Annotated in this window: 38 protein-coding genes; all 38 read left to right on the forward strand. The window is 41.0% G+C overall.

What is annotated here, in order from left to right; translation table 11 throughout:
* Positions 1 to 158: 158 nt before the first annotated feature.
* The 38 genes from rpoC to AAHB15_RS23755 all read left to right on the forward strand — a co-directional run bounded on the left by rpoC (position 159) and on the right by AAHB15_RS23755 (position 26,076).
* Complete coding sequence (gene rpoC, locus AAHB15_RS23570; protein ID WP_335573453.1) at positions 159 to 3,758, forward strand: DNA-directed RNA polymerase subunit beta'; 3,600 nt, start codon at positions 159 to 161, stop codon at positions 3,756 to 3,758.
* Between the two features lie 162 nt (positions 3,759 to 3,920).
* The gene (locus AAHB15_RS23575; protein WP_098533231.1) at positions 3,921 to 4,169 is read left to right on the forward strand and encodes a 50S ribosomal protein L7ae-like protein; all 249 of its coding nucleotides are present in this window, start codon (positions 3,921 to 3,923) and stop codon (positions 4,167 to 4,169) included.
* Positions 4,170 to 4,271: 102 nt separating this feature from the next.
* The gene (gene rpsL / locus AAHB15_RS23580) at positions 4,272 to 4,694 is read left to right on the forward strand and encodes a 30S ribosomal protein S12 (RefSeq protein WP_026565517.1); all 423 of its coding nucleotides are present in this window, start codon (positions 4,272 to 4,274) and stop codon (positions 4,692 to 4,694) included.
* A 41-nt stretch (positions 4,695 to 4,735) separates the two neighbouring features.
* Positions 4,736 to 5,206: a 30S ribosomal protein S7 gene (rpsG, locus tag AAHB15_RS23585; RefSeq protein ID WP_101645932.1), complete on the forward strand. Its 471-nt coding sequence runs from the start codon at positions 4,736 to 4,738 to the stop codon at positions 5,204 to 5,206.
* A gap of 48 nt (positions 5,207 to 5,254) precedes the next feature.
* The gene (gene fusA / locus AAHB15_RS23590) at positions 5,255 to 7,336 is read left to right on the forward strand and encodes an elongation factor G (protein ID WP_335573454.1); all 2,082 of its coding nucleotides are present in this window, start codon (positions 5,255 to 5,257) and stop codon (positions 7,334 to 7,336) included.
* 129 nt (positions 7,337 to 7,465) lie between these two features.
* Positions 7,466 to 8,653 (forward strand): elongation factor Tu, encoded by a 1,188-nt coding sequence (tuf, locus tag AAHB15_RS23595; protein WP_335573455.1) that lies wholly within the window; start codon positions 7,466 to 7,468, stop codon positions 8,651 to 8,653.
* 391 nt (positions 8,654 to 9,044) lie between these two features.
* Positions 9,045 to 9,353 carry a 30S ribosomal protein S10 gene (gene rpsJ / locus AAHB15_RS23600; RefSeq protein ID WP_007085291.1) on the forward strand — a complete coding sequence of 103 codons (309 nt, stop codon included), beginning with the start codon at positions 9,045 to 9,047 and terminating at the stop codon, positions 9,351 to 9,353.
* Between the two features lie 38 nt (positions 9,354 to 9,391).
* A complete protein-coding gene (gene rplC, locus AAHB15_RS23605) occupies positions 9,392 to 10,018 on the forward strand; it encodes a 50S ribosomal protein L3 (protein WP_098533221.1) in 627 nt (208 codons plus the stop codon).
* A gap of 30 nt (positions 10,019 to 10,048) precedes the next feature.
* On the forward strand, positions 10,049 to 10,672 hold the full coding sequence (rplD, locus tag AAHB15_RS23610) for a 50S ribosomal protein L4 (protein WP_144568244.1): 624 nt from the start codon (positions 10,049 to 10,051) through the stop codon (positions 10,670 to 10,672).
* Entirely contained in the window at positions 10,669 to 10,956 is a 288-nt protein-coding gene (rplW, locus tag AAHB15_RS23615) for a 50S ribosomal protein L23 (protein WP_176541446.1), read from the forward strand. The genes rplD and rplW overlap by 4 nt, the downstream gene beginning before the upstream one ends.
* Before the next feature lie 29 nt (positions 10,957 to 10,985).
* Positions 10,986 to 11,816 (forward strand): 50S ribosomal protein L2, encoded by an 831-nt coding sequence (rplB, locus tag AAHB15_RS23620; RefSeq protein WP_098533215.1) that lies wholly within the window; start codon positions 10,986 to 10,988, stop codon positions 11,814 to 11,816.
* A 60-nt stretch (positions 11,817 to 11,876) separates the two neighbouring features.
* Positions 11,877 to 12,155, forward strand: a complete 279-nt coding sequence (rpsS, locus tag AAHB15_RS23625) for a 30S ribosomal protein S19 (RefSeq protein WP_026565526.1) — start codon at positions 11,877 to 11,879, stop codon at positions 12,153 to 12,155.
* A 17-nt stretch (positions 12,156 to 12,172) separates the two neighbouring features.
* Positions 12,173 to 12,514 carry a 50S ribosomal protein L22 gene (rplV, locus tag AAHB15_RS23630; protein ID WP_098533214.1) on the forward strand — a complete coding sequence of 114 codons (342 nt, stop codon included), beginning with the start codon at positions 12,173 to 12,175 and terminating at the stop codon, positions 12,512 to 12,514.
* Between the two features lie 3 nt (positions 12,515 to 12,517).
* A complete protein-coding gene (gene rpsC / locus AAHB15_RS23635) occupies positions 12,518 to 13,174 on the forward strand; it encodes a 30S ribosomal protein S3 (protein ID WP_098533212.1) in 657 nt (218 codons plus the stop codon).
* 2 nt (positions 13,175 to 13,176) lie between these two features.
* A complete protein-coding gene (rplP, locus tag AAHB15_RS23640) occupies positions 13,177 to 13,611 on the forward strand; it encodes a 50S ribosomal protein L16 (protein ID WP_098533210.1) in 435 nt (144 codons plus the stop codon).
* Positions 13,601 to 13,801: a 50S ribosomal protein L29 gene (gene rpmC, locus AAHB15_RS23645; RefSeq protein ID WP_098533209.1), complete on the forward strand. Its 201-nt coding sequence runs from the start codon at positions 13,601 to 13,603 to the stop codon at positions 13,799 to 13,801. The genes rplP and rpmC overlap by 11 nt, the downstream gene beginning before the upstream one ends.
* 23 nt (positions 13,802 to 13,824) lie before the next feature.
* Positions 13,825 to 14,088, forward strand: a complete 264-nt coding sequence (rpsQ, locus tag AAHB15_RS23650; protein ID WP_066094707.1) for a 30S ribosomal protein S17 — start codon at positions 13,825 to 13,827, stop codon at positions 14,086 to 14,088.
* A 39-nt stretch (positions 14,089 to 14,127) separates the two neighbouring features.
* Positions 14,128 to 14,496, forward strand: coding sequence for a 50S ribosomal protein L14 (rplN, locus tag AAHB15_RS23655; protein ID WP_034676100.1), 369 nt, complete (start codon positions 14,128 to 14,130; stop codon positions 14,494 to 14,496).
* Positions 14,497 to 14,532: 36 nt separating this feature from the next.
* Positions 14,533 to 14,841 carry a 50S ribosomal protein L24 gene (rplX, locus tag AAHB15_RS23660; RefSeq protein WP_144568245.1) on the forward strand — a complete coding sequence of 103 codons (309 nt, stop codon included), beginning with the start codon at positions 14,533 to 14,535 and terminating at the stop codon, positions 14,839 to 14,841.
* A gap of 26 nt (positions 14,842 to 14,867) precedes the next feature.
* Positions 14,868 to 15,407 carry a 50S ribosomal protein L5 gene (rplE, locus tag AAHB15_RS23665; protein ID WP_098533207.1) on the forward strand — a complete coding sequence of 180 codons (540 nt, stop codon included), beginning with the start codon at positions 14,868 to 14,870 and terminating at the stop codon, positions 15,405 to 15,407.
* Between the two features lie 24 nt (positions 15,408 to 15,431).
* Positions 15,432 to 15,617: a 30S ribosomal protein S14 gene (gene rpsN, locus AAHB15_RS23670; RefSeq protein WP_007085277.1), complete on the forward strand. Its 186-nt coding sequence runs from the start codon at positions 15,432 to 15,434 to the stop codon at positions 15,615 to 15,617.
* A gap of 29 nt (positions 15,618 to 15,646) precedes the next feature.
* Positions 15,647 to 16,045 (forward strand): 30S ribosomal protein S8, encoded by a 399-nt coding sequence (gene rpsH / locus AAHB15_RS23675; protein WP_098533206.1) that lies wholly within the window; start codon positions 15,647 to 15,649, stop codon positions 16,043 to 16,045.
* Between the two features lie 30 nt (positions 16,046 to 16,075).
* Positions 16,076 to 16,612: a 50S ribosomal protein L6 gene (rplF, locus tag AAHB15_RS23680; RefSeq protein ID WP_335573457.1), complete on the forward strand. Its 537-nt coding sequence runs from the start codon at positions 16,076 to 16,078 to the stop codon at positions 16,610 to 16,612.
* A gap of 32 nt (positions 16,613 to 16,644) precedes the next feature.
* Positions 16,645 to 17,007, forward strand: coding sequence for a 50S ribosomal protein L18 (gene rplR / locus AAHB15_RS23685; RefSeq protein WP_144568247.1), 363 nt, complete (start codon positions 16,645 to 16,647; stop codon positions 17,005 to 17,007).
* A 24-nt stretch (positions 17,008 to 17,031) separates the two neighbouring features.
* A complete protein-coding gene (gene rpsE / locus AAHB15_RS23690; protein WP_098533200.1) occupies positions 17,032 to 17,532 on the forward strand; it encodes a 30S ribosomal protein S5 in 501 nt (166 codons plus the stop codon).
* Between the two features lie 13 nt (positions 17,533 to 17,545).
* Entirely contained in the window at positions 17,546 to 17,725 is a 180-nt protein-coding gene (rpmD, locus tag AAHB15_RS23695; protein ID WP_098533198.1) for a 50S ribosomal protein L30, read from the forward strand.
* A gap of 32 nt (positions 17,726 to 17,757) precedes the next feature.
* A complete protein-coding gene (rplO, locus tag AAHB15_RS23700) occupies positions 17,758 to 18,198 on the forward strand; it encodes a 50S ribosomal protein L15 (RefSeq protein ID WP_098533196.1) in 441 nt (146 codons plus the stop codon).
* On the forward strand, positions 18,198 to 19,493 hold the full coding sequence (gene secY, locus AAHB15_RS23705; protein WP_335573458.1) for a preprotein translocase subunit SecY: 1,296 nt from the start codon (positions 18,198 to 18,200) through the stop codon (positions 19,491 to 19,493). The genes rplO and secY overlap by 1 nt, the downstream gene beginning before the upstream one ends.
* A 55-nt stretch (positions 19,494 to 19,548) precedes the next feature.
* Positions 19,549 to 20,199, forward strand: a complete 651-nt coding sequence (locus AAHB15_RS23710; RefSeq protein WP_144568249.1) for an adenylate kinase — start codon at positions 19,549 to 19,551, stop codon at positions 20,197 to 20,199.
* A gap of 276 nt (positions 20,200 to 20,475) precedes the next feature.
* On the forward strand, positions 20,476 to 20,694 hold the full coding sequence (gene infA, locus AAHB15_RS23715) for a translation initiation factor IF-1 (RefSeq protein WP_034676129.1): 219 nt from the start codon (positions 20,476 to 20,478) through the stop codon (positions 20,692 to 20,694).
* Positions 20,695 to 20,736: 42 nt separating this feature from the next.
* Entirely contained in the window at positions 20,737 to 20,850 is a 114-nt protein-coding gene (rpmJ, locus tag AAHB15_RS23720; protein ID WP_000868344.1) for a 50S ribosomal protein L36, read from the forward strand.
* Positions 20,851 to 20,871: 21 nt separating this feature from the next.
* Positions 20,872 to 21,237 (forward strand): 30S ribosomal protein S13, encoded by a 366-nt coding sequence (gene rpsM, locus AAHB15_RS23725; RefSeq protein ID WP_098533190.1) that lies wholly within the window; start codon positions 20,872 to 20,874, stop codon positions 21,235 to 21,237.
* A 22-nt stretch (positions 21,238 to 21,259) separates the two neighbouring features.
* On the forward strand, positions 21,260 to 21,649 hold the full coding sequence (rpsK, locus tag AAHB15_RS23730) for a 30S ribosomal protein S11 (RefSeq protein ID WP_026574109.1): 390 nt from the start codon (positions 21,260 to 21,262) through the stop codon (positions 21,647 to 21,649).
* Between the two features lie 174 nt (positions 21,650 to 21,823).
* The gene (locus tag AAHB15_RS23735; protein ID WP_144568250.1) at positions 21,824 to 22,768 is read left to right on the forward strand and encodes a DNA-directed RNA polymerase subunit alpha; all 945 of its coding nucleotides are present in this window, start codon (positions 21,824 to 21,826) and stop codon (positions 22,766 to 22,768) included.
* A 52-nt stretch (positions 22,769 to 22,820) separates the two neighbouring features.
* Complete coding sequence (rplQ, locus tag AAHB15_RS23740) at positions 22,821 to 23,183, forward strand: 50S ribosomal protein L17 (RefSeq protein ID WP_098533186.1); 363 nt, start codon at positions 22,821 to 22,823, stop codon at positions 23,181 to 23,183.
* A 414-nt stretch (positions 23,184 to 23,597) separates the two neighbouring features.
* Positions 23,598 to 24,437: an energy-coupling factor ABC transporter ATP-binding protein gene (locus AAHB15_RS23745; RefSeq protein WP_335573459.1), complete on the forward strand. Its 840-nt coding sequence runs from the start codon at positions 23,598 to 23,600 to the stop codon at positions 24,435 to 24,437.
* The gene (locus tag AAHB15_RS23750) at positions 24,413 to 25,282 is read left to right on the forward strand and encodes an energy-coupling factor ABC transporter ATP-binding protein (protein ID WP_335573460.1); all 870 of its coding nucleotides are present in this window, start codon (positions 24,413 to 24,415) and stop codon (positions 25,280 to 25,282) included. Before AAHB15_RS23745 ends, AAHB15_RS23750 begins: the two co-directional genes overlap by 25 nt.
* The gene (locus tag AAHB15_RS23755) at positions 25,279 to 26,076 is read left to right on the forward strand and encodes an energy-coupling factor transporter transmembrane component T family protein (protein ID WP_335573461.1); all 798 of its coding nucleotides are present in this window, start codon (positions 25,279 to 25,281) and stop codon (positions 26,074 to 26,076) included. The genes AAHB15_RS23750 and AAHB15_RS23755 overlap by 4 nt, the downstream gene beginning before the upstream one ends.
* Position 26,077 lies beyond the last annotated feature (1 nt).

The following is a 26,077-nucleotide window of genomic DNA, read 5'->3' on the forward strand; positions in this document are numbered from 1 at the left end:
GCTGCAGCGCACAGCCCCTCGAGGTCGTAAGCCAAAATCAGCCAAAAGGCAAAAAACGCCATCCGGCTGATTTCGTCTTACGCTGGTCGGGGCTAAGACGTGCGCTTCCGCTTTTCTAATAAGGGTAGAACCTGGATATCGAAAGGGAGGTAGGCCCCTTGCTTGACGTTAATAATTTTGAATATATGAAAATTGGTCTTGCTTCACCGGATAAAATCCGTTCATGGTCATTCGGAGAAGTGAAAAAGCCAGAAACCATTAACTATCGTACGTTAAAACCTGAGAAAGACGGCTTATTCTGTGAGCGAATCTTTGGTCCAACAAAGGACTGGGAATGTCATTGCGGAAAATATAAGCGTGTCCGTTACAAAGGTGTCGTTTGTGACCGCTGTGGTGTTGAAGTAACACGTGCAAAAGTACGTCGTGAACGTATGGGTCATATCGAGCTAGCTGCACCTGTCTCACATATTTGGTATTTTAAAGGGATTCCAAGCCGGATGGGTCTTGTATTAGACATGTCCCCTCGTGCTTTGGAGGAAGTTATCTACTTTGCTTCTTATGTTGTGACAGAATCAGGTGATACTCCACTTGATAAAAAACATCTTTTATCCGAAAAAGAATATCGTGCCTATCGTGAAAAGTACGGAAATAAATTCCAAGCTGCCATGGGGGCAGAAGCGATTAAAAAGCTTCTTTCTGATATTGATTTAAATAAAGAAGTAGACATCCTTAAGGAAGAACTTAAGACAGCACAAGGCCAGCGCCGTACTCGCGCTATTAAGCGCCTTGAAGTGCTCGAGGCCTTCCGTAACTCAGGAAATGAGCCATCATGGATGATTCTGGACGTACTTCCAGTAATCCCGCCTGAGCTTCGTCCAATGGTACAATTGGATGGAGGACGTTTTGCAACATCTGACCTAAACGATCTTTATCGTCGAGTTATTAACCGTAATAACCGCTTAAAGCGTTTATTGGATCTTGGTGCGCCTAGCATTATCGTTCAAAACGAAAAGCGTATGCTTCAAGAAGCAGTGGATGCATTAATCGATAACGGCCGCCGCGGCCGACCAGTTACTGGTCCTGGTAACCGTCCGTTAAAGTCGCTTTCTCATATGCTTAAAGGTAAACAAGGCCGTTTCCGCCAAAACTTGCTCGGTAAACGTGTTGACTATTCCGGCCGTTCCGTTATCGTTGTAGGTCCAAACTTAAAAATGTATCAGTGCGGACTTCCTAAAGAAATGGCTCTTGAACTATTCAAGCCATTTGTGATGAAGGAACTTGTTGAAAAAGGATTGGCACACAACATTAAATCTGCGAAACGTAAAATCGAACGAGTATCTCCGGATGTATGGGATGTACTTGAAGATGTTATTAAGGAGCATCCGGTTCTATTGAATCGTGCCCCTACATTGCATAGATTAGGGATCCAGGCATTTGAACCAACACTCGTTGAAGGACGGGCAATTCGCCTGCATCCACTGGTATGTACTGCCTACAACGCAGACTTTGACGGTGACCAAATGGCTGTTCACGTACCACTATCATCTGAAGCCCAAGCAGAGGCTCGTCTGTTGATGTTAGCGGCTCAAAATATCTTGAACCCTAAAGATGGTAAGCCAGTTGTTACTCCTTCTCAGGACATGGTATTAGGTAACTATTACTTAACCTTAGAGCGTGAAGGCACGATTGGTGAAGGTATGGTTTTTAAAGACACTAGTGAAGCGATCCTTGCCTACCAAAACGGCTATGTACACTTCCATACACGTGTAGCTGTTCATGCTGGTTCATTGGGTAATGAAACATTTACAGAAGAACAAAATAATAAGTTATTAATGACAACGGTTGGTAAACTTATTTTTAATGAAATTCTTCCGAAGTCATTCCCATATATTAATGAGCCAACAAGGCATAATTTAGAAGTCGAAACACCTGCCAAGTATTTTATTGAAAAAGGTGAAGACGTAAAAGCTAGAATTAAAGAAATGCCGTTGATTGATCCATTCAAAAAGAAAATTCTTGGAAATATCATTGCTGAGGTCTTTAAACGATTCAAAATTACCGAAACATCAAAAATGCTTGACCGCATGAAGGATTTAGGCTTTAAGCATTCAACTAAAGCTGGTTTAACAGTTGGTGTGTCTGATATTGTCGTACTTCCTGAAAAACCGCAAATTCTCCATGAAGCTCAAGAAAAAGTTGATAACGTATTGAAGCAATTCAGACGTGGTCTTATTACTGAAGATGAGCGTTACGATCGTGTTATTGCGATCTGGAGTGCTGCGAAGGACACTATTCAAGGTAAGCTGATGAAGTCCTTGAATAAATCGAATCCGATCTTTATGATGAGTGATTCCGGTGCCCGTGGTAACGCCTCTAACTTTACACAGCTTGCTGGTATGCGTGGTCTGATGGCCAACCCGGCAGGACGTATCATTGAATTACCGATTAAATCAAGTTTCCGTGAAGGATTAACTGTATTAGAGTACTTTATCTCGACTCACGGTGCACGTAAAGGTCTTGCCGATACGGCTCTTAAAACTGCTGACTCAGGTTACTTAACTCGTCGTTTAGTTGACGTTGCTCAAGATGTCATTGTTCGTGAGGACGATTGCGGTACTGACCGCGGCTTCTTAATCAGTGCCTTAAAAGATGGAACAGAAACAATCGAAGGTTTGGATGAACGTCTAATCGGCCGTTATGCTCGTACACCAATTAGACATCCAGAGACAAAAGAAGTTCTTGTACCTGAAAATGGCTTAATTACTGAGGATCTAGCAGAAGTGATCGTAAATGCAGGAATTGAAGAAGTAAAAATTAGATCTGCTTTTACATGTAACACTCGTCATGGTGTATGTAAGAAGTGTTATGGCCGTAACTTGGCAACAGGCCAAGAGGTTGAAGTGGGTGAAGCAGTCGGAATTATTGCTGCCCAATCGATCGGTGAGCCAGGTACACAGTTAACAATGCGTACATTCCATACCGGTGGGGTTGCTGGAGACGATATTACCCAAGGTTTACCGCGTATCCAAGAGATTTTTGAAGCGCGTAACCCTAAAGGTCAAGCTGTCATCTCTGAAATTGAAGGTATAGTTGTCGGGATTAATGAAGGCCGTGACCGCCAGCATGAAATCGTGGTTCAAGGTGAAGTGGAATCTCGTACCTATAATGCTCCATATACAGCCCGTTTGAAAGTAGCAATCAATGATCGTGTTGAACGTGGTCAGGAACTAACAGAAGGTTCGATTGATCCGAAAGAATTAATCAAAGTAAAAGACGTTACTTCCGTTCAAGAATACCTATTGCGTGAGGTTCAAAAAGTTTACCGTATGCAAGGGGTTGAAATTGGCGATAAGCACGTCGAAGTAATGGTTCGTCAAATGCTGCGTAAGATTCGCGTCAGCGATGCAGGGGAAACAGATGTTCTTCCAGGTACACTTCTTGATATTCATCAGTTTACTGATGCTAACGAGAAGGCGCTTCTTGAAGGTAAACTTCCTGCGACTGGTCGTCCAGTCTTACTTGGTATTACCAAAGCATCACTTGAAACAGATTCATTCTTGTCTGCAGCATCGTTCCAAGAAACAACCAGAGTTCTTACTGATGCCGCAATTAAAGGAAAACGTGATGAGTTACTCGGCTTGAAAGAAAATGTTATCATCGGTAAACTTGTTCCTGCGGGTACAGGAATGCAGCGTTACCGTAAAGCAGAGCCAGTATTACGCGATACAACATCCGAAGAAACTGTTGCAATTGACTAATTAAATTCTCGGTACCTGCCAATTAAGCAGGTACCGATTTTTAAGAATTCTTTTTCCAATACCTGGATTGAATAAAAAATCGAAACATTAGTTGACATCTTTTTGGTAAGATGATACTATATCAAAGGTGCTTCTATTCCAGATACTTTGGAGGATGTAGTTATGTCTTATGAAAAAGTATTACAAGCACGCAAGACTGTTATAGGAACAAAACAAGCAGTGAAAGTACTAAAAGAAGGAAACGTTCAAGAGATTCTCGTTGCGAGCGACGCTGAGCCGAGATTAACGGCAAAAGTCGTTGAAGAAGCACTCTTAATGGATGTTCCTGTCCACTATGTCGATTCGATGAAAAAACTCGGAAAAGCATGTGGAATAGAAGTAGGTGCTGCAACTGTTGCTATTATCCGTTAAAAACTGTTTTTGTAGATAGAGGATCTGCAAGAACTTTGTTTTTGCAAAAAAATGAACCACCTGGATGTGTGGGCTTACAAATAACGAAGGGAGGAAAAATTCATGCCTACTATTAACCAATTAGTGCGCAAGCCTCGTCAATCAAAAGAGGAAAAGTCAAAATCACCTGCGCTTAACAAAGGTTACAACAGCTTCAAGAAATCACAAACAAATGTATCTTCACCACAAAAACGTGGAGTATGTACTCGTGTTGGTACAATGACTCCAAAGAAACCAAACTCAGCGTTACGTAAATATGCTCGTGTACGTTTGACAAATGGTATCGAGGTGACTGCTTACATTCCTGGTATCGGCCACAACCTTCAAGAGCACAGTGTTGTTCTTATTCGCGGAGGACGTGTAAAGGACTTACCGGGGGTACGTTATCACATCGTACGTGGAGCGCTTGATACTGCTGGTGTAAACAACCGTATGCAAGGCCGTTCTAAATATGGTACTAAGAGACCAAAAGCAGCTAAGAAATAAATCACACTAAAATAGAAGCTTCTTTGAAAGGAGGAAACAAAATGCCACGTAAAGGTCCTGTAGCAAAAAGAGACGTGTTACCTGATCCACTTTACAACTCAAAATTAGTTACTCGTCTAATCAATAAAATGATGATCGATGGTAAAAGAGGTAAATCTCAAGAAATTCTTTATTCTGCGTTTGACACAATTCGCGAACGTACTGGCAAAGAGCCAATGGAAACTTTTGATGCAGCTATGAAAAACATCATGCCTGTACTTGAAGTTAGAGCTCGTCGTGTAGGTGGTGCGAACTACCAAGTACCAGTTGAGGTGCGCCCTGATCGCCGTACAACTTTAGGTCTTCGTTGGTTAGTAAACTATGCGCGTCTTCGCGGTGAAAAGACGATGGAAGAGCGTTTAGCAAACGAAATCATGGATGCAGCTAACAACACAGGTGCATCTGTTAAGAAACGTGAAGATACACACAAAATGGCAGAAGCAAACAAAGCGTTTGCTCACTATCGTTGGTAATTTAACCTTCAATATAAAAACTTTCATACTAGGAAGGAGAAAGACCCAATGGCAAGAGAGTTCTCCTTAGCAAATACTCGTAATATCGGTATCATGGCTCACATCGATGCCGGTAAAACGACTACCACTGAGCGTGTCCTTTATTACACTGGTCGTATTCATAAGATTGGTGAAACACATGAAGGTGCTTCTCAGATGGACTGGATGGAGCAGGAACAAGAACGCGGAATCACAATCACTTCCGCAGCAACAACAGCACAATGGAAAGGCCACCGTGTTAACATCATTGACACTCCAGGGCACGTAGACTTCACAGTAGAAGTTGAACGTTCCCTTCGTGTACTTGATGGTGCGGTTGCCGTTCTTGATGCGCAGTCTGGTGTTGAACCTCAAACTGAAACAGTTTGGCGTCAAGCAACAACTTACGGTGTACCACGTGTTGTTTTCGTTAACAAGATGGATAAAATCGGAGCGGACTTCTTATATTCTGTAGGAACCATTCATGACCGTCTTCAAGCGAATGCACACCCTATTCAACTTCCAATTGGTGCAGAAGACCAATTCGAAGCGATTATCGACCTTGTTGAAATGAATGCAGTATTCTACAGCAATGACTTAGGTACAGACATTGAAGTACGTGAAATTCCTGAGGAATTCCGTGCTCAAGCAGAAGAGTACCATGAGAAATTAGTAGAAGCAGTTGCAGAGTTAGATGAAGAGTTAATGGAAAAATACCTTAGTGGAGAGGAAATCTCTAAAGAAGAGCTTAAAGCTGCTATTCGTAAAGGTACTGTTAACGTTGAATTCTATCCAGTAATCTGTGGATCAGCATTCAAAAATAAAGGTGTTCAGTTAATGCTAGATGCCGTTATTGACTACCTTCCATCTCCGCTAGATGTTCCTGCAATCAAGGGACATGCTGTGGATGATGAAGAGGATGTTGTTGAACGTCATTCAAGCGATGAAGAGCCATTCTCAGCTCTTGCATTTAAAGTTATGACTGACCCTTATGTTGGTAAATTAACGTTCTTCCGCGTTTACTCTGGTACTTTAGAATCTGGATCATACGTTCAGAACTCAACTAAAGGTAAGCGTGAGCGTATCGGACGTATCCTGCAAATGCACGCGAACAGCCGTCAAGAAATCTCTAAGGTTTATGCTGGTGACATTGCTGCTGCAGTAGGTTTGAAAGATACAACAACTGGTGATACTCTATGTGATGACAAAAACCCTGTTATCCTTGAGTCAATGCAATTCCCAGAGCCTGTAATCCAACTTTCAGTTGAACCTAAATCAAAAGCTGACCAGGACAAAATGACTACAGCTCTACAAAAACTTCAAGAAGAAGATCCAACATTCCGTGCGCACACTGACCAGGAAACTGGACAAGTAATCATCGCTGGTATGGGTGAACTTCACCTAGATATCATCGTTGACCGTATGCGTCGTGAATTTAAAGTTGAAGCTAACGTAGGTGCGCCTCAGGTTGCATACCGCGAAACTTTCCGTGCTTCTGCACAAGTTGAAGGTAAATTCGCACGTCAATCTGGTGGTCGTGGACAGTATGGTCACGTTTGGATTGAGTTCTCACCTAATGAAGAAGGTAAAGGATTTGAATTCGAAAACGGTATCGTCGGTGGTGTTGTTCCTCGTGAATACATCCCTGCTGTTCAAGCTGGTCTAGAAGATGCACTTGATCGTGGAGTTCTTGCTGGATTCCCGTTAGTCGATGTAAAAGCTCGTCTATTTGACGGTTCATATCATGATGTTGACTCATCTGAGATGGCGTTTAAGATTGCTGCTTCGATGGCACTTAAAAATGCCGCTTCTAAGTGTAGCCCTGTTATCCTTGAACCTATGATGAGGGTTGAAGTTGTAATCCCTGAAGAGTATTTAGGGGATATCATGGGACAAATCACTGCACGTCGCGGCCGCGTAGAAGGTATGGAAGCTCGTGGTAACGCCCAAGTAGTTCGTGCAATGGTTCCACTTTCAGAAATGTTTGGTTATGCAACTGCACTTCGTTCAAGTACTCAAGGTCGTGGAGTATTCTCTATGCACTTTGATCACTACGAGGAAGTTCCAAAATCAGTTTCTGAAGAAATTATCAAAAAAAATAAAGGTGAATAATTGATTTTCACCTTTGTTTAAAGTATAACTACTTATGTAAGAATAGAGACTGTGAAATATGGATAACTATATTCGCAGTTTCTACCTAATATACTTATAACCTTTATAATCCAAAGGAGGATTTTCCAAATGGCAAAAGCTAAATTCGACCGTTCAAAGCCACACGTTAACATTGGTACAATCGGACACGTTGACCACGGTAAAACTACTTTAACTGCTGCAATCACTTCTGTTCTTGCTAAATCAGGTAAAGCAGAAGCTCGTGCATACGATCAAATTGATGGTGCACCAGAAGAAAAAGAGCGTGGTATCACAATCTCAACTGCACACGTTGAGTATGAAACTGATGCTCGTCACTATGCACACGTTGACTGCCCAGGACACGCTGACTATGTTAAAAACATGATCACTGGTGCTGCTCAAATGGACGGCGGTATCCTTGTAGTATCTGCTACTGACGGTCCTATGCCACAAACTCGTGAGCACATCCTTCTTTCTCGTCAGGTAGGCGTACCTTACCTTGTTGTATTTATGAACAAGTGTGATATGGTTGATGACGAAGAACTTCTTGAGTTAGTAGAAATGGAAATTCGTGACCTATTAACAGAATACGATTTCCCTGGCGATGACACTCCAGTTATCAAAGGTTCTGCTCTTAAAGCATTAGAAGGCGAAGCAGCATGGGAAGAAAAAGTACTTGAATTAATGGCTGCTGTTGACGAGTTCATCCCAACTCCAACTCGTGACACTGATAAGCCTTTCATGATGCCAGTTGAGGATGTATTCTCAATCACTGGTCGTGGAACAGTTGCTACAGGACGTGTTGAGCGTGGTGTAGTTAAAGTTGGTGACGTTGTTGAAATCGTTGGTTTCACTGAAGAGCCAAAATCTACAACTGTAACAGGTGTTGAAATGTTCCGTAAGCTTCTTGATTTCGCTGAAGCTGGTGACAACATCGGTGCCCTTCTTCGTGGTGTTGCTCGTGAAGAAATCGAGCGTGGACAAGTTTTGGCTAAACCAAAATCAATCACTCCACACACAAAGTTTAAAGCACAAGTTTACGTATTATCAAAAGAAGAAGGTGGACGTCATACTCCATTCTTCACAAACTATCGTCCACAATTCTATTTCCGTACTTCTGATATTACAGGTATCTGTAATCTTCCAGAAGGTACTGAAATGGTTATGCCTGGCGACCATATCGAAATGACTGTTGAACTTATCGCTCCAGTTGCGATCGAAGAAGGAACTAAGTTCTCTATTCGTGAAGGCGGACGTACAGTCGGTTCAGGTTCAATCACTACAATTCAAGAGTAATAACTCTATAAAAGCAGATGGATGACGATCCATCTGCTTTTTTTATGTCTAAAAAAGCCGATAATCGTGTTTCTTCTATTATAATTATTATTCAAAATATTATAACGTTCACTTAATAACTAGGAATTTTTGGAGATTGCTATTAATAGTTGAAAAACGTATAAACAGCCGCTATAATAGGAAAAGTGTTCAGGACAGAAACATAAAGAAAAAAAATCATAATAATTGTTGCGTTTGCTTTATGTTTTATGTATAATAGACAATGTTGGTCTTTGACTGCGATGATGTGAAAGGTTGCTGACACACCCGGCCGCTTTGCCATGGCGAGTGTGTGGGAAATTTTCACTGAGAATGTCTATTTTGAAAATAGGCGAATAAAGGAGGGAAAATAATGGCAAAACAAAAAATTCGTATCCGTCTTAAAGCATATGATCACAGAATTCTTGATCAATCTGCAGAAAAAATCGTTGAAACAGCAAAACGTTCAGGTGCAGCAGTTTCGGGTCCGATCCCGCTTCCAACTGAAAAGTCTGTTTACACAATTCTTCGTGCAGTTCATAAGTACAAAGATTCTCGTGAACAGTTTGAAATGCGGACACATAAGCGTCTAATCGACATCGTTAACCCAACTCCACAAACAGTTGATGCGTTAATGCGTTTAGATTTACCATCTGGTGTTGATATCGAAATTAAACTTTAATCAAATAAACTATTATAAAATTAGGAGGTGTGACTTACATGACCAAAGGAATCTTAGGAAGAAAAATTGGTATGACTCAAGTATTTGCAGAAAACGGGAACTTAATTCCTGTAACTGTTGTTGAGGTAGCTCCAAACGTAGTACTTCAAAAGAAATCAGTTGATAGCGATGGATATGTTGCTGTACAAGTAGGTTTTGAAGATAAGCGTGAGAAGTTAGCTAACAAGCCTGAAAAAGGACATGTTGCAAAAGCAAATACTGCTCCTAAGCGCTTCATTCGCGAATTCCGCGGAGACGACTTAGCAGCACTTGAAGTTGGTCAGGAAGTCAAAGTTGATATTTTCGCTGCAGGAGATATCGTAGATGTAACAGGAATCTCAAAGGGTAAAGGTTTCCAAGGTGTTATCAAACGCCACGGACAATCACGCGGCCCAATGGCTCACGGTTCACGTTATCATCGTCGTCCTGGTTCAATGGGACCTGTTGCTCCAAACCGTGTATTCAAAGGTAAATTATTACCTGGCCGTATGGGTGGAGATCAAGTTACAGTTCAAAACCTTGAAATCGTTAAGGTTGATACAGAACGTAACTTACTTTTAATTAAAGGTAACGTACCAGGTGCAAAGAAAGCATTATTAAAAATCAAAGGTGCGGTTAAAGCATAAGTCACTTTGTAAGAAAGGAGGAACAAAGGAATGCCTAAAGTAGCATTATTAAACCAAAACGGTTCACAAGTTGGTGATATCGAACTTAATGAAGCGGTTTTTGGTATTGAGCCTAACCAAAGCGTATTATTTGAAGCGATTGTTATGCAAAGAGCTTCTTTACGTCAAGGAACTCATAAAACTAAAGTTCGTTCAGAAGTAGCAGGCGGTGGCCGTAAGCCATGGAGACAAAAAGGAACTGGCCGTGCTCGTCAAGGGTCAATCCGTTCACCACAATGGCGCGGAGGTGGTACTGTATTCGGTCCAACACCTCGCAGCTATAGCTATAAATTACCGAAAAAAGTACGTCGCTTAGCGATTAAATCTGCACTTTCATCTAAAGTGTTAGAAGAAAATATCTTAGTACTTGAAACATTAACTTTCGATGCACCAAAAACTAAAGAATTCAAATCAGTATTAGGTGGACTTTCTGTTGAGAAGAAAGCACTTATCGTTACTGCTGACCTAGATGAGAATGTAGCATTGTCTGCACGTAACATCCCTGGTGTAACAGTTGTGACAGCTGATGGAATTAACGTATTAGACGTTGTAAATCATGATAAATTGATCATGACTAAAGCAGCTGTTGAAAAAGTAGAGGAGGTGCTTGCATAATGGATGCACGCGATATCATTAAGCGCCCCGTTATCACTGAGCGGTCTACTGACCTAATGTCTGAAAAGAAATATACGTTTGAAGTTGATGTTAGAGCTAACAAAACACAAGTTAAAGATGCTATTGAAGAAATCTTTGGCGTAGATGTTGATAAAGTAAACATCATGAACTATAAAGGTAAGTTCAAGCGTATGGGTAAATTCGGCGGTTACACAAACAAGCGTCGTAAAGCTATCGTTAAATTAACTGCGGATAGCAAAGAAATCGAAATCTTTGAAGCATAAGAAGCTATCAAGAAGAGGAGGGAAATAAAATGGCGATTAAAAAGTACAAACCTACCTCCAATGGTCGTCGCGGAATGACAGTTTCTGATTTCGCTGAAATCACAACTAGCACTCCAGAAAAGTCTCTATTAGCTCCATTAAAGAGCAAAGGCGGCCGTAATAACCAAGGTAAGTTAACTGTTCGTCATCAAGGTGGCGGCCATAAGCGTCAATATCGTTTAATTGATTTTAAACGTAACAAAGATGGCATTCCAGGACGCGTTGCTACAATTGAGTACGATCCAAATCGTTCTGCGAATATCGCATTAATTAATTATGTTGATGGAGAAAAGCGTTATATCTTAGCTCCTAAAAACTTAGAAGTTGGTATGGAAGTAATGTCTGGCCCTGAGGCTGATATTAAAGTGGGTAACGCACTTCCATTAGCTAATATTCCTGTTGGTACAGTTGTGCACAACATCGAATTAAAACCAGGTAAAGGTGGTCAGCTTGTACGTTCAGCTGGTACATCTGCACAAGTACTTGGTAAAGAAGGTAAATACGTACTTGTACGTTTAACTTCTGGTGAAACTCGCATGATCCTTGCTGAGTGCCGTGCTTCTATCGGTCAAGTAGGTAACGAGCAACACGAACTTATTAACATTGGTAAAGCAGGTCGTTCACGCTGGTTAGGCAAGCGCCCAACAGTACGTGGATCTGTAATGAACCCTAACGATCACCCACACGGTGGTGGTGAAGGACGTTCACCAATCGGACGTAAGTCACCTATGTCTCCATGGGGTAAACCAACTCTTGGATACAAAACTCGTAAGAAGAAAAACAAATCAGATAAGTTTATCGTACGTCGTCGTAAAAAATAACGGGACTAGAGCTACGGTTCATAGAAGAACCGTAGAACAGTCACGAAGGGAGGTTCCTTCATGGGTCGCAGCTTGAAAAAAGGACCGTTTGTTGATGATCATTTAATGGTTAAGGTCGAAAAGTTAAATGAAACTGAGAGTAAACAAGTTATTAAAACTTGGTCTCGCCGTTCTACGATCTTCCCACAATTTATCGGACACACTATCGCTGTTTATGATGGTCGCAAACATGTGCCTGTATATGTTACTGAAGACATGGTAGGACACAAGCTTGGAGAATTCGCTCCAACTCGTGCTTACAAAGGCCATGGTAATGATGACAAGAAAACAAGACGTTAAGAGAGGAGGGCATCCAAATGCAAGCTAAAGCTGTTGCAAGAACAGTTCGTATTGCTCCTCGTAAAGCACGTTTAGTCGTTGATCTAATCCGAGGTAAGCAAGTTGGTGAAGCGGTGGCGATTTTAAATCTCACTCCTAAGGCTGCTTCTCCAATCGTAGAGAAAGTATTAAAATCTGCTATGGCAAACGCTGAGCACAACTATGAAATGGACGTTAACAATCTAGTTGTTGCACAAGCATTCGTCGACGAAGGACCAACTTTAAAACGTTTCCGTCCTCGCGCTATGGGCCGTGCAAGCCAAATTAACAAACGCACAAGCCACATTACTATCGTTTTAACAGAAAAGAAGGAGGGATAAGCTGTGGGTCAAAAAGTAAATCCAGTCGGTTTGCGTATCGGAATCATCCGTGATTGGGAATCAAAGTGGTACGCAGGTAAAGACTTCGCTGATCTTTTACACGAAGACCTTAAAGTTCGTGAGTATATCACGAAGCGTTTAAAAGATGCTTCTGTTTCTAAAGTAGAAATCGAACGTGCTGCTAACCGTGTGAATGTAACAGTTCATACTGCGAAACCTGGTATGGTTATCGGTAAAGGCGGTACTGAAGTTGAAGCACTTCGTAAAGCATTAAATCAATTAACTGGCAAACGCGTTCACATCAATATTCTTGAAATCAAGAGAGCTGATGTAGATGCTAAATTAGTTGCTGAAAATATTGCTCGTCAATTAGAAAACCGTGTATCCTTCCGTCGTGCACAAAAGCAAGCTATTCAACGTGCAATGCGTGCAGGTGCAAAAGGTATTAAAACAATGGTATCTGGTCGTTTAGGAGGAGCTGATATCGCTCGTTCTGAACACTACAGCGAAGGAACTGTTCCACTTCATACACTTCGTGCAGATATCGACTATGCTACAGCTGAAGCTGATACTACTTATGGTAAGCTAGGCGTTAAAGTATGGATCTATAAGGGAGAAGTCCTTCCTACTAAGAAGAAAAATGCGGAAGGAGGCAAATAATTATGTTATTGCCAAAACGCGTAAAATATCGCCGTCAACACCGTGGAAAGATGCGTGGTCAAGCTAAAGGCGGTACTGAAGTAACTTTCGGTGAATACGGCCTTCAAGCTTTAGAAGCTTCATGGATTACAAACCGTCAAATTGAGGCTGCTCGTATTGCAATGACTCGTTACATGAAACGTGGCGGTAAAGTTTGGATCAAAATTTTCCCTCACAAGCCTTACACAGCTAAGCCGTTAGAAGTGCGGATGGGTTCCGGTAAAGGGGCACCTGAAGGCTGGGTAGCTGTTGTTAAGCCTGGAAAAATTATGTTCGAAATCGCTGGGGTTTCTGAAGAAATCGCACGTGAAGCACTTCGGCTTGCAATGCACAAACTTCCTGTAAAGTGTAAGTTTGTAAAACGTGAAGAAATTGGTGGTGAATCAAGTGAAAGCTAATGAACTACGTGAACTTACCACTGCTGAAATTGAACAAAAAGTTAAATCTTTAAAAGAAGAGCTTTTTAACCTTCGCTTTCAATTGGCGACAGGACAACTTGAAAACACAGCTCGTATTCGTGAAGTACGCAAATCGATTGCTCGCATGAAAACAGTTGTTCGTGAAAGAGAAATCAGCGTTAACAAGTAATTATCCGAGAGGAGGTTCACACAATGAGTGAACGTAACCAGCGCAAAGTTTACACTGGACGCGTTGTTTCTGACAAAATGGATAAAACCGTTACTGTTCTTGTAGAAACACATAAAAAGCATCCTTTATACGGTAAACGCGTGAAATACTCTAAAAAGTTTAAGGCTCATGATGAGCAAAACGAAGCAAAAATCGGCGATGTTGTACGCATCATGGAAACTCGCCCACTTTCAGCTACTAAACGTTTCCGTTTAGTTGAAATCGTAGAAAAAGCAGTTATTATTTAATTGTTCGGATAAGCTTCATTCCGAAGGGAGGTTACACACATGATTCAACAAGAATCACGTTTAAAAGTTGCTGACAACTCTGGTGCTCGTGAAGTACTTACGATTAAAGTTCTTGGTGGTTCTGGTCGCAAAACTGCTGGTATTGGTGATGTGATCGTTTGTACAGTAAAACAAGCAACACCTGGTGGCGTTGTTAAAAAAGGTGACGTTGTTAAGGCGGTTATTGTTCGTACAAAGAGCGGTGCGCGTCGTCCTGATGGTTCTTACATTCGTTTTGATGAAAACGCATGTGTCATTATTAAAGATGATAAAAGCCCTCGTGGAACTCGTATCTTCGGACCAGTTGCCCGCGAACTTCGCGACAACAACTTTATGAAAATTGTATCATTAGCTCCAGAAGTACTATAATTTAAATCCAAATTGCCTTTAAGGAGGTGCTTACGGATGCATGTTAAAAAAGGTGATAAGGTCAGAGTGATCTCTGGTAAGGATAAAGGCAAAACAGGAGTAATTCTTGCTGCTTATCCTAAAGAAAGCCGTGTTCTTGTCGAAGGTGTAAACATCGTTAAGAAACACTCTAAGCCTTCTCAAGTGAATCCACAAGGCGGAATTGTCAGCTTTGAGGCTCCAATCCATGTATCAAATGTTATGCCTATCGATCCTAAAACAGGTAACCCAACTCGTGTAGGTTACACAACGGTTGATGGCAAAAAAGTTCGCGTAGCAAAATCCGGTGAAGTATTAGATAAATAGTTTAAAAAAGAAGGGAGGTACAATGAATGAACCGCCTAAAAGAAAAATTTGTTAAAGAAGTAACACCTGCTCTAATGAGCAAGTTCAACTATAAATCAGTTATGGAAGTACCAAAACTTGAGAAAATCGTGATCAACATGGGTGTAGGTGACGCAGTTGCAAATGCTAAAGCATTAGACAATGCTGTTGAAGAGCTAGCAACTATTACTGGTCAAAAACCTGTTGTAACTCGTGCGAAAAAATCTATCGCTGGTTTCCGTCTTCGTGAAGGTATGCCAATCGGTGCAAAGGTTACACTTCGCGGTGAGCGCATGTACGAATTCTTGGATAAATTAGTTTCCGTTTCTTTACCTCGTGTACGTGACTTCCGTGGTGTTTCTAAGAAAGCATTTGATGGTCGCGGTAACTACACTTTAGGTATTAAAGAACAATTAATCTTCCCTGAAATTGATTACGATAAAGTAAGCAAAGTTCGTGGTATGGATATCGTTATCGTAACGACTGCAAACACTGATGAAGAATCTCGTGAACTTTTAACTCAATTTGGAATGCCATTCCAAAAGTAATCGTTAAATAAGGGAGGCGAAAACGTGGCTAAAAAGTCAATGATTGCGAAACAACAACGCACGCCTAAATTCAAAGTACAAGAGTACACTCGCTGCGAACGTTGCGGACGTCCACACTCTGTATACCGTAAATTTAAGCTTTGCCGTATTTGTTTCCGTGAATTAGCATACAAAGGACAAATTCCTGGTGTAAAGAAAGCTAGCTGGTAAAACTAGAAGTTGGGAAGGAGGTAAAAATAATGGTCATGACAGATCCAATTGCTGATATGCTTACTCGCATTCGTAATGCGAACATGGTACGTCACGAAAAGTTAGAAGTGCCTGCTTCTAATTTAAAGAAAGAAATCGCTGAAATTTTAAAGCGCGAAGGTTTCGTACGTGATGTTGAGTTTATCGAAGACAATAAACAAGGTATCATCCGTATCTTCTTAAAATACGGTGCAAATAACGAACGTGTAATTACTGGTCTTAAGCGCATAAGCAAGCCTGGACTTCGTGTTTACGCTAAATCAAATGAAGTACCACGCGTACTTAACGGTCTTGGTATCGCATTAGTTTCAACATCTACTGGTGTTGTTACAGATAAAGAAGCTCGTGCAAAACAAATCGGCGGCGAAGTTTTAGCTTACGTTTGGTAATCAGTTTTTGAATGAATGGAGGTGCACTAAATGTCTCGCGTAGGAAAAAAACCAATCGAAATTCCAGCAGGAGTTACGGTTACATTAAACAACAATACTGTAACAGTTAAAGGACCTAAAGGCGAACTTACTCGTACTTTTAATCCTGATATAGCAATTAACGTAGAAGAAAACACTGTAACAATTACTCGTCCTTCTGACGTGAAAGAACACCGCGCATTACATGGTACAACTCGCGCTGTGATCGCTAATATGGTTGAAGGTGTTTCTACTGGCTTCACAAGAGGCTTAGAATTAATCGGGGTTGGTTACCGTGCTCAAAAGCAAGGTAACAAGCTTGTATTAAACGTTGGTTACTCACATCCGGTTGAAATTGAACCTGAAGCTGGCCTTGAAATCGAAGTACCTGCTAATACAAAAATCGTTATTAAAGGTACTGACAAAGAACGTGTTGGTGCATTAGCAGCCAATATCCGTCAAGTTCGTCCTCCAGAGCCATATAAAGGCAAAGGAATCCGTTACGAAGGCGAATTCGTCCGTCGTAAAGAGGGTAAAACCGGTAAGTAATGCCGCATAAGTAAACGAAAGGAGTGACGTAAATGATTACGAAGCAAGATAAGAACGCTACTCGCAAGAAGAGACACGCTCGTGTTCGTGCGAAACTTAGCGGTACTTCTGCTCGTCCACGTCTAAATGTGTACCGTTCAAATAAACACATTTATGCTCAATTAATCGATGACATGAATGGAGTCACTTTAGCAAGTGCTTCTACAATAGAAAAAGATTTCGGTCTTGAATCTACAAGTAATGTTGAAGCTGCACAAAAGGTCGGAGAATTAGTCGCTAAACGTGCGGTTGAAAAAGGTATCACTGCTGTTGTCTTTGACCGTGGGGGATACCTATATCACGGACGTGTGCAAGCATTAGCTGATGCAGCTCGCGCAAACGGCTTACAATTTTAATAGACAAAGGAGGGACACAAAAAGATGCGTCGTATTGATCCAAACAAACTTGAACTAGAAGAACGCGTAGTAACGGTTAACCGTGTTGCGAAAGTTGTTAAAGGTGGACGTCGTTTCCGTTTCTCTGCTCTTGTAGTAGTTGGGGATAAAAACGGTCATGTAGGTTTCGGCACTGGTAAAGCACAAGAAGTACCAGATGCAATCCGTAAAGCCATCGAAGATGCGAAGAAAAACTTAGTCGAAGTACCAATGGTTGGAACTACAATTCCTCACCAAGTAATTGGACGTTTTGGTGCTGGTGAAATCCTATTAAAACCTGCTTCTGAAGGTACTGGAGTTATCGCTGGGGGTCCAGTTCGTGCTGTCCTAGAATTAGGCGGTGTTGCTGACATCCTTTCTAAGTCACTTGGAACAAACACTCCGATTAACATGGTTCGCGCAACAATTGATGGTTTAAAACAATTAAAACGTGCTGAAGACGTAGCGAAATTACGCGGTAAATCAGTAGAAGAACTGTTAGGATAAGGGGGGAAATCAAATGGCGAAACTTTTAATTACCCTCAACCGAAGCGTAATTGGTCGCCCTGAGGACCAACGTGAAACAGTTAAAGCGCTAGGTTTGCGTAAATTAAATCAAACAGTTGAGCATCAAGATAATGCTGCTATCCGCGGTATGATCAATAAAGTTGCTCACCTTGTAACAGTTAAAGAACAATAATTAATTGTTTTCTTTCATAAGGAGGTGCCAATATGAAACTTCATGAATTAAAACCTGCAGAAGGTTCACGTCAAGAACGCAAGCGTTTAGGCCGTGGTATCGGTTCTGGTCAAGGTAAAACAGCAGGTAAAGGTCATAAAGGTCAAAACGCTCGTTCTGGCGGCGGTGTGCGCTTAGGTTTCGAAGGTGGTCAAACACCTTTATTCCGTCGTTTACCAAAACGTGGTTTTACCAATATCAGCCGCAAAGAATATGCTGTTGTCAATCTTGATGCTTTAAATCGCTTTGAAGAAGGTACAGAAGTTACTCCAGAACTTCTTATCGAAACAGGCGTTGTAAGTAACGAAAAAGCAGGAATCAAAATTCTTGCTAAAGGGAACGTAGAGAAAAAGTTGACTGTTAAAGCTCACAAATTCTCCTCTGCTGCTAAGGAAGCTATCGAAGCTGCTGGTGGAACTACTGAGGTGATCTAATGTTCCAGACTATCTCCAATTTTATGCGCGTGGGTGAGATAAGACGTAAAATAGTATTCACGCTTTTGATGTTAGTCGTTTTTCGACTAGGTACATTTATTCCAGTACCGAACGTAAATGCTGATGTTCTTGCTAATCAAGATAAGCTAAGTGTTTTCGGTATCCTTAATACCTTCGGAGGTGGAGCATTAAAACAATTCTCCATCTTTGCAATGGGTATTATGCCGTATATCACTGCTTCGATTATCATTCAGCTTTTACAAATGGACGTTGTTCCAAAATTCACGGAATGGTCCAAGCAAGGTGAAGCGGGCCGTCGTAAGATTGCTCAGGTCACTCGATACTTTACTGTTGTGCTTGGATTTATCCAAGCATTAGGTATGTCCTACGGTTTTAATAACTTAGCCAGCGGACAATTGATAGAGAATCCAGGTATTGGTACGTATTTATTAATTGCTGTTACATTAACTGCCGGAACATCATTTTTAATGTGGCTTGGTGAGCAAATTACTGAAAAGGGTGTAGGAAATGGAATTTCCATTATCATCTTTGCAGGGATAGCTGCTGGGATCCCGTCCACTGTTAATCAGATTTATGTTCAACAGTTTGAGAATGCCGGTGAAGCATTATTCTTACGTATTGTGACGGTTATCCTAATCGTTATTGCGATTATCGCTATTGTTGTTGGTGTTATTTTCATTCAACAGGCCAATCGTAAAATACCAATTCAATATGCAAAACGTATGGTTGCAGGACGTAATCCTGTTGGCGGACAGTCCACACATATGCCGTTAAAGGTTAACGCTGCGGGTGTTATCCCAGTTATCTTTGCGGTTTCATTTATTGTAACGCCAAGAACAATTGCATCATTTTTTCCAACAAATGATGTAACGCTCTGGATTACAAAAAACCTTGACTATACTCATCCTATTGGGATGACGCTATATGCTATATTAATTATCGCGTTCACTTATTTCTATGCTTTTATCCAAGTTAACCCTGAACAAGCAGCGGAAAACTTACAAAAGCAGAGCGGCTATATTCCTGGTATTCGACCAGGAAAGAGTACGCAGGAATACTTAACTCGCGTCTTATACCGTTTAACCTTTGTTGGTGCCCTGTTCTTAACCATTATTGCGATTCTTCCAACTATTTTTATTAAATTAGCGAATTTACCGCAATCGGCTCAAATTGGTGGAACAAGTCTATTGATCGTTGTCGGCGTTGCGCTCGATACGTATAAACAGCTTGAAGCACAGCTTGTTAAACGTCATTATAAAGGCTTTATAAAATAGGTTTTAGGGACCCTTTGGCCCCTGAAACCCACTTAAAGCACGAGGGGGAATACGTGTGAATTTAGTATTAATGGGGCTTCCAGGTGCAGGTAAAGGCACACAAGCTGAAAGAATCGTCGAGGAATACGGCATCCCTCATATCTCAACTGGAGATATGTTCCGTGCAGCGATGAAAGAAGGAACAGAACTAGGCTTACAAGCAAAATCTTTCATGGATAAAGGCGAACTTGTTCCAGATGAGGTAACGATCGGTATCGTTCGTGAAAGACTTAGCAAGGATGATTGTCAAAAAGGTTTCCTTTTAGATGGATTTCCTAGAACTGTACCTCAAGCTGATGCTTTGGAAAACCTACTAACTGATTTAAATAAAAAGATAGATTATGTTATCAATATCAATGTTGATAAAAGTATCTTAATGGATCGTTTGACAGGACGTCGGATTTGTAAAGAATGTGGTTCAACCTATCATCTAATCTTTAATCCTCCTGCAAAAGAGGGTGTCTGCGACAAATGTGGCGGAGAACTGTACCAAAGAGCAGATGATAATGCTGAAACAGTTCAGAATCGTTTAGATGTTAATATCAAACAACAAGAGCCATTACTAACTTTTTATGAAACAAAAGGCTATCTTCGTACGATTGATGGCCAGCAAGATATACGAAAAGTATTTGTTGATATCCAGCAATTACTTGGGGATCTACGTTAATGGTCAATGGTATAACCGTGCGAGCGACTCTCGATAACTCTTCCAATAGCTTCAAAGGTATGTGCTAGAAAATAGCTTTTCTATAGTATTGAGTATGTTGAACCGAGAGTTGGGCAAGACTTACATGAGGAATTACTTATTCTTGCATATGTAGAAAAAACTTGCGGACAGAAGACGAACAATATGGTAATATTATAAGGTTGCTATTATTGTGCGATTGATAGGTTTGCAATACATTTTCGAACACTATTTTTGATGAAGAAGGGAGACGAGACGATGGCCAAAGACGATGTTATTGAAATTGAAGGTAAAGTGCTTGAAACTTTGCCGAATGCGATGTTTAAGGTAGAATTAGAAAATGGTCATACAGTGCTGGCTCATGTTTCCGGTAAAATTCGTATGCATTTTATTCGAATTCTTCCTGGTGACAAAGTAACAGTTGAGCTTTCTCCATATGACTTAACACGCGGAAGAATTACCTACCGCTTCAAATAAAAATGCTTGCTTGCACTCCGTACTATTAAGGAGGTTAGGATAATGAAAGTAAGACCATCTGTCAAACCGATCTGCGAAAAGTGCAAAGTTATCCGTAGACGCGGAAAAGTTATGGTTATCTGTGAAAACCCTAAACATAAACAAAAACAAGGTTAATTTTAAGGAGGTGCGCTCATTATGGCACGTATTGCTGGTGTAGATATTCCACGTGAAAAACGTGTAGTTATCTCTTTGACTTACATTTATGGTATTGGTAAAGCTACTGCACAAAAAGTATTGGCTGAAGCTGGTGTTTCTGAAAATACTCGTGTACGTGATTTAACTGAAGATGAATTAAATAAAATCCGTGACATCATCGACAAATTAAAAGTCGAGGGTGATCTTCGCCGTGAAATTTCTCTTAACATTAAGCGTTTAATGGAAATCGGCTGCTACCGCGGATTACGTCATCGTCGTGGTTTACCGGTTCGTGGACAAAATACGAAAAACAACGCTCGTACTCGCAAAGGTCCTCGTAAGACTGTTGCGAACAAGAAGAAGTAATCGGCAAAGGAGGTTAATTTAAATGGCACGTAAAACTAATACACGTAAGCGTCGTGTTAAAAAGAATATTGAATCTGGTATCGCTCATATTCGTTCAACTTTTAACAATACGATTGTAACTATCACTGATGTTCATGGTAATGCAATTTCTTGGTCAAGTGCAGGTGCGCTTGGATTTAAAGGTTCTCGTAAATCTACTCCATTCGCAGCTCAAATGGCAGCAGAAACTGCAGCTAAGACTTCCATTGAACATGGTATGAAAACTCTTGAAGTTACTGTAAAAGGACCTGGTGCAGGCCGTGAAGCTGCTATCCGTGCTCTTCAAGCTGCTGGTCTTGAAGTAACTGCTATTAAAGACGTTACACCTGTTCCTCATAATGGATGCCGCCCACCAAAACGTCGTCGTGTTTAATTTTTCTGTATAAGATTCGTATCATATGTCTATAATGGGATATGATATTAATTATTTGCACTAATACAGAAGATTTATTCCAGTTGTTGTGCACAAAACGGGAACGTATACATGGGGGAATTTCAGTTTAGGAATACCTAATGAAGTTTCGACGTTTTGAAGGAGGGTTATTTGATGATCGAAATAGAAAAACCAAAAATCGAAACGATTGAGATCAACGATGATGCCAAGTACGGTAAGTTCGTCGTAGAACCACTTGAGCGTGGATATGGTACCACTTTGGGTAACTCCTTACGTCGTATCCTATTATCTTCACTCCCAGGTGCCGCTGTTACATCGATTCAAATCGATGGGGTACTTCATGAGTTCTCAACAATTGAAGGCGTCGTAGAGGATGTAACATCCATCATTTTAAACATTAAAAAATTAGCTTTAAAAATCTACTCTGACGAAGAGAAAACACTTGAATTTGATGTACAGGGTGAAGGACCTGTCAAGGCTGGCAATATTACCCATGACAGTGATGTTGAGATTTTAAATCCTGACCTTCATATTGCTACATTGGCTGCAAATGGACATCTTCGCATGCGTTTAACGGCTAAACGCGGACGTGGATATACACCGGCTGAACAGAACAAAAGAGAAGATCAACCGATTGGTGTTATTCCTATTGACTCCATCTTTACGCCAATTTCTCGTGTGTCCTATCAGGTAGAAAATACTCGTGTAGGTCAATTATCAAATTTTGATAAGCTAACACTTGATGTTTGGACAGATGGAAGCACTGGGCCTAAAGAGGCGATTGCTCTTGGTTCGAAAATTTTGACCGAGCATTTGAATATATTCGTAGGTTTAACCGACGAAGCTCAAAATGCTGAAATTATGATTGAAAAAGAAGAAGATCAAAAGGAAAAAGTTCTTGAAATGACAATTGAAGAACTAGATCTTTCTGTTCGTTCTTATAACTGCTTAAAGCGTGCTGGAATCAACACTGTTCAGGAATTAGCAAATAAGACTGAAGAAGATATGATGAAAGTTCGTAACTTAGGCCGCAAATCACTCGAAGAAGTGAAGGCAAAACTAGAAGAGCTTGGATTAGGCTTACGTAAAGACGACTAGTCAAGCGTTGCTTACATCCGTTTTATGACTTCAACAAAGGAGGGAACCCTTCATGGCATACAGAAAGTTAGGACGCACAAGTGCACAGCGTAAAGCTATGCTACGTGATTTAACTACAGATTTAATTATCAACGAGCGCATCGAAACAACAGAAACTCGTGCGAAGGAAATTCGTTCGACTGTTGAAAAAATGATCACACTTGGTAAGCGCGGAGATCTACATGCTCGCCGTCAAGCTGCTTCTTACGTTCGTAATGAAGTTGCTAATGCTGAAAATGGTCAAGATGCTGTTCAAAAACTTTTCGCTGATATCGCTCCACGTTACCAAGAGCGTCAAGGTGGATACACTCGTATTATGAAACTTGGACCTCGCCGCGGTGACGGTGCGCCAATGGTTATTATCGAGTTAGTTTAATACACTTTAACAGACAACAAGGGCGCTGGACAGTTTACAATCAAACTTGTTCTTTGCCCTTTTTCTGTAAATGGAATTTTTATAATTGTCCGACACAAGCCAAACGAGTGTTATGATGAGCGTAACTCCATTATCATGGAGAGATCTTAAGAGTCCAAGTTGATATCGGATATTCATTATGTTGATTTGCCTGATTTCTTGATTCTTTTAATATATCGCATTCATTTGATTGCGTTGATTGAAATACGTCTCGTCTAGCTCATGCACCTCCTCCCATTTCTTTTCAGAAATCCCTTTATCCGCAGTTGAATACGTGCTGCTTAGGGACGAGGTGCAGGCTTTTTTTGTTATATAGAAAGTTAAATATTTTTTGCAACAAAAGCGGAGTATAGTCTAGCTAGGGAGAATGGCGCGATGAAAAAGTCAATTGTTTCTCTTAAGGGAGTATCCTTTCAATATGATACAAAGGAACGGTATGCCCTGAAAAATGTAAGCTTTGATATTTATGAAGGGGAATGGCTTGCGATTGTCGGACATAATGGTTCTGGTAAGTCAACAATGGCGAAATTATTAAATGGTCTTCAGTTTGCCCAAGAAGGTGAAATCAGCATTGCTAACATAATGTTGAATGAAGAGACGATATGGGATGTTAGGAAGAAGATCGGTATGGTCTTTCAAAATCCTGACAACCAATTTGTTGGAACCACTGTACAGGATGATGTGGCTTTTGGTTTAGAAAATAATGGGGTACCCCGTGAAGAAATGGTGCATCGTGTTGAGGATTCATTAAAAAGAGTAAAAATGGATCAATTTCTATATCAAGAGCCCCACCATCTATCAGGTGGACAGAAGCAGCGTGTAGCGATTGCTGGTGTATTGGCATTACGACCGTCCATTATTATCCTCGATGAAGCCACTTCTATGCTAGACCCAAGAGGGCGTGAGGAGGTATTGGAGACCGTACGACTTCTCAAACAAGAAAAGTCCCTTACGGTAATTTCCATTACCCATGACCTCGATGAGGCAGCCAAAGCTGATCGTATTATTGTCATGAATCAGGGAGAAGTATTTCGTGAGGGTACACCGGAAGAGATTTTTGCCATGGATGAACAATTGGTTCAATTGGGATTGGACATTCCTTTCTCGGTAAAAATGAGCAAAGCTTTCCGTCAAAATGGGATTACACTATCAAAGCATTATTTATCGGAAGAAGAGTTGGTGACAGAGTTATGGACATCTCGCTTCAGCATGTAGAATACCGGTATCAGGCAAACACCCCTTTTGAGCGGCTGGCCATTGAAGATGTTTCAATTGATATCCCAGCTGGCACTTATATGGCTATTATCGGCCATACCGGCTCAGGGAAATCGACAGTCCTGCAGCACTTAAATGCATTGCTGCAGCCTTCGAAGGGGACTGTGAAAATCGGTAATCATGAAATTAAATCAGGACAGAAAAATAAACATTTAAAACCTGTCCGACAAAAGGTCGGTATCGTTTTTCAATTCCCGGAGCATCAGTTGTTTGAAGAAACGGTGGAAAAGGATATTATTTTTGGGCCGATGAATTTTGGTGTATCTGAAACAGAGGCAAAAGAGCGTGCACGACTTGCATTAAAACAAGTGGGTCTTGCAGAGGATATCCTAGAAAAATCCCCATTTGACCTTTCTGGGGGGCAAATGCGGCGTGTAGCGATTGCTGGTGTATTAGCGATGGAACCTGACGTGATTGTCTTAGACGAGCCCACAGCGGGGTTAGACCCGAGAGGCCGGAAAGAAATCATGGATATGTTTTATGCACTTCACCATGAAAGACAGCTATCTACCATTTTAGTTACTCATAGTATGGAAGATGCAGCAAGGTATGCCGACCAGATCGTCATCATGCAGCATGGCAAAGTCGCTAAAAAAGGAACACCAGAGGAAATTTTCTCTTCGCCGGTTGAATTAATGCAAATGGGACTTGATGTTCCAGAAGTTGTCCGGTTTCAGCTCAAATTAGAAAAACAAACAGGCATAAAACTAGATAAAATCTATCTCACAATTGACGAGTTATCGTCTAAGATAACCGAGGTATTAAGCAGAGGTGTTCGCTCATGATGGAAAAAATGATTTTTGGCCGTTATGTACCTGCTGATTCGACCGTTCACAAAATGGATCCTCGGTCAAAACTTTTAATTATCTTTTTATTTGTCTGTATTATCTTTTTTGCTAATAACTGGATTACCTATGCACTTATTGGTATTTATACTTTTTATATGCTTGGCATGTCGAAGATTCCGGTTCGCTTTTTATACGGTGGTCTCAAACCGGTTATATGGCTTGTTTTATTTACATTAGTTCTTCAGTTGTTTTTCACGAAGCAGGGTGACCTCCTATTTAAATTTGGTCCATTGGAGATCTATGAAGAAGGCGTAAGACAGGGGATCTTTATTTCACTAAGATTCTTTTTCTTAATCCTCATGACCTCCTTATTAACTTTAACGACTAGTCCTATAGAGATCACCGATGGGATGGAAACACTTTTAAATCCGTTAAAAAGGGTCCGGTTTCCGGTACATGAAATGGCGCTAATGATGTCTATTTCCTTACGGTTTATCCCAACGCTGATGCAAGAAACAGACAAAATTATGAAAGCGCAAATTGCCCGTGGAGTAGAGTTTGACAGCGGACCCCTAAAGGAGCGAATTAAGTCGGTCATTCCACTTTTAATTCCTTTGTTTGTCAGCGCCTTTAAACGGGCAGAGGAGCTTGCGATCGCCATGGAGGCACGAGGATACCGCGGTGGTGAAGGAAGGACAAAATACCGTCAGCTGAGCTGGAGGACAGTGGATACGCTCCAAATCCTTTTATTAGTTGTCTTAACTATTTTACTAATTCTATTACGGTCATAAT

It is taken from the genome of Bacillus sp. OTU2372 (assembly GCF_038440275.1).
Taxonomy (GTDB): Bacteria; Bacillota; Bacilli; order Bacillales; family Cytobacillaceae; genus Neobacillus; species Neobacillus bataviensis_B.

Excerpts from the sequence above, each read along its gene's own strand:
- AAHB15_RS23575 (WP_098533231.1), top strand. The coding sequence starts at position 3,921 with ATGTCTTATGAAAAAGTATTACAAGCACGCAAGACTGTTATAGGAACA.
- rpsL (WP_026565517.1), top strand. The coding sequence starts at position 4,272 with ATGCCTACTATTAACCAATTAGTGCGCAAGCCTCGTCAATCAAAAGAG.
- rpsG (WP_101645932.1), top strand. The coding sequence starts at position 4,736 with ATGCCACGTAAAGGTCCTGTAGCAAAAAGAGACGTGTTACCTGATCCA.
- fusA (WP_335573454.1), top strand. The coding sequence starts at position 5,255 with ATGGCAAGAGAGTTCTCCTTAGCAAATACTCGTAATATCGGTATCATG.
- tuf (WP_335573455.1), top strand. The coding sequence starts at position 7,466 with ATGGCAAAAGCTAAATTCGACCGTTCAAAGCCACACGTTAACATTGGT.
- rpsJ (WP_007085291.1), top strand. The coding sequence starts at position 9,045 with ATGGCAAAACAAAAAATTCGTATCCGTCTTAAAGCATATGATCACAGA.
- rplC (WP_098533221.1), top strand. The coding sequence starts at position 9,392 with ATGACCAAAGGAATCTTAGGAAGAAAAATTGGTATGACTCAAGTATTT.
- rplD (WP_144568244.1), top strand. The coding sequence starts at position 10,049 with ATGCCTAAAGTAGCATTATTAAACCAAAACGGTTCACAAGTTGGTGAT.
- rplB (WP_098533215.1), top strand. The coding sequence starts at position 10,986 with ATGGCGATTAAAAAGTACAAACCTACCTCCAATGGTCGTCGCGGAATG.
- rpsS (WP_026565526.1), top strand. The coding sequence starts at position 11,877 with ATGGGTCGCAGCTTGAAAAAAGGACCGTTTGTTGATGATCATTTAATG.
- rplV (WP_098533214.1), top strand. The coding sequence starts at position 12,173 with ATGCAAGCTAAAGCTGTTGCAAGAACAGTTCGTATTGCTCCTCGTAAA.
- rplP (WP_098533210.1), top strand. The coding sequence starts at position 13,177 with ATGTTATTGCCAAAACGCGTAAAATATCGCCGTCAACACCGTGGAAAG.
- rpsQ (WP_066094707.1), top strand. The coding sequence starts at position 13,825 with ATGAGTGAACGTAACCAGCGCAAAGTTTACACTGGACGCGTTGTTTCT.
- rplN (WP_034676100.1), top strand. The coding sequence starts at position 14,128 with ATGATTCAACAAGAATCACGTTTAAAAGTTGCTGACAACTCTGGTGCT.
- rplX (WP_144568245.1), top strand. The coding sequence starts at position 14,533 with ATGCATGTTAAAAAAGGTGATAAGGTCAGAGTGATCTCTGGTAAGGAT.
- rplE (WP_098533207.1), top strand. The coding sequence starts at position 14,868 with ATGAACCGCCTAAAAGAAAAATTTGTTAAAGAAGTAACACCTGCTCTA.
- rpsH (WP_098533206.1), top strand. The coding sequence starts at position 15,647 with ATGGTCATGACAGATCCAATTGCTGATATGCTTACTCGCATTCGTAAT.
- rplF (WP_335573457.1), top strand. The coding sequence starts at position 16,076 with ATGTCTCGCGTAGGAAAAAAACCAATCGAAATTCCAGCAGGAGTTACG.
- rplR (WP_144568247.1), top strand. The coding sequence starts at position 16,645 with ATGATTACGAAGCAAGATAAGAACGCTACTCGCAAGAAGAGACACGCT.
- rpsE (WP_098533200.1), top strand. The coding sequence starts at position 17,032 with ATGCGTCGTATTGATCCAAACAAACTTGAACTAGAAGAACGCGTAGTA.
- rpmD (WP_098533198.1), top strand. The coding sequence starts at position 17,546 with ATGGCGAAACTTTTAATTACCCTCAACCGAAGCGTAATTGGTCGCCCT.
- rplO (WP_098533196.1), top strand. The coding sequence starts at position 17,758 with ATGAAACTTCATGAATTAAAACCTGCAGAAGGTTCACGTCAAGAACGC.
- secY (WP_335573458.1), top strand. The coding sequence starts at position 18,198 with ATGTTCCAGACTATCTCCAATTTTATGCGCGTGGGTGAGATAAGACGT.
- infA (WP_034676129.1), top strand. The coding sequence starts at position 20,476 with ATGGCCAAAGACGATGTTATTGAAATTGAAGGTAAAGTGCTTGAAACT.
- rpmJ (WP_000868344.1), top strand. The coding sequence starts at position 20,737 with ATGAAAGTAAGACCATCTGTCAAACCGATCTGCGAAAAGTGCAAAGTT.
- rpsM (WP_098533190.1), top strand. The coding sequence starts at position 20,872 with ATGGCACGTATTGCTGGTGTAGATATTCCACGTGAAAAACGTGTAGTT.
- rpsK (WP_026574109.1), top strand. The coding sequence starts at position 21,260 with ATGGCACGTAAAACTAATACACGTAAGCGTCGTGTTAAAAAGAATATT.
- AAHB15_RS23735 (WP_144568250.1), top strand. The coding sequence starts at position 21,824 with ATGATCGAAATAGAAAAACCAAAAATCGAAACGATTGAGATCAACGAT.
- rplQ (WP_098533186.1), top strand. The coding sequence starts at position 22,821 with ATGGCATACAGAAAGTTAGGACGCACAAGTGCACAGCGTAAAGCTATG.
- AAHB15_RS23745 (WP_335573459.1), top strand. The coding sequence starts at position 23,598 with ATGAAAAAGTCAATTGTTTCTCTTAAGGGAGTATCCTTTCAATATGAT.
- AAHB15_RS23750 (WP_335573460.1), top strand. The coding sequence starts at position 24,413 with ATGGACATCTCGCTTCAGCATGTAGAATACCGGTATCAGGCAAACACC.
- AAHB15_RS23755 (WP_335573461.1), top strand. The coding sequence starts at position 25,279 with ATGATGGAAAAAATGATTTTTGGCCGTTATGTACCTGCTGATTCGACC.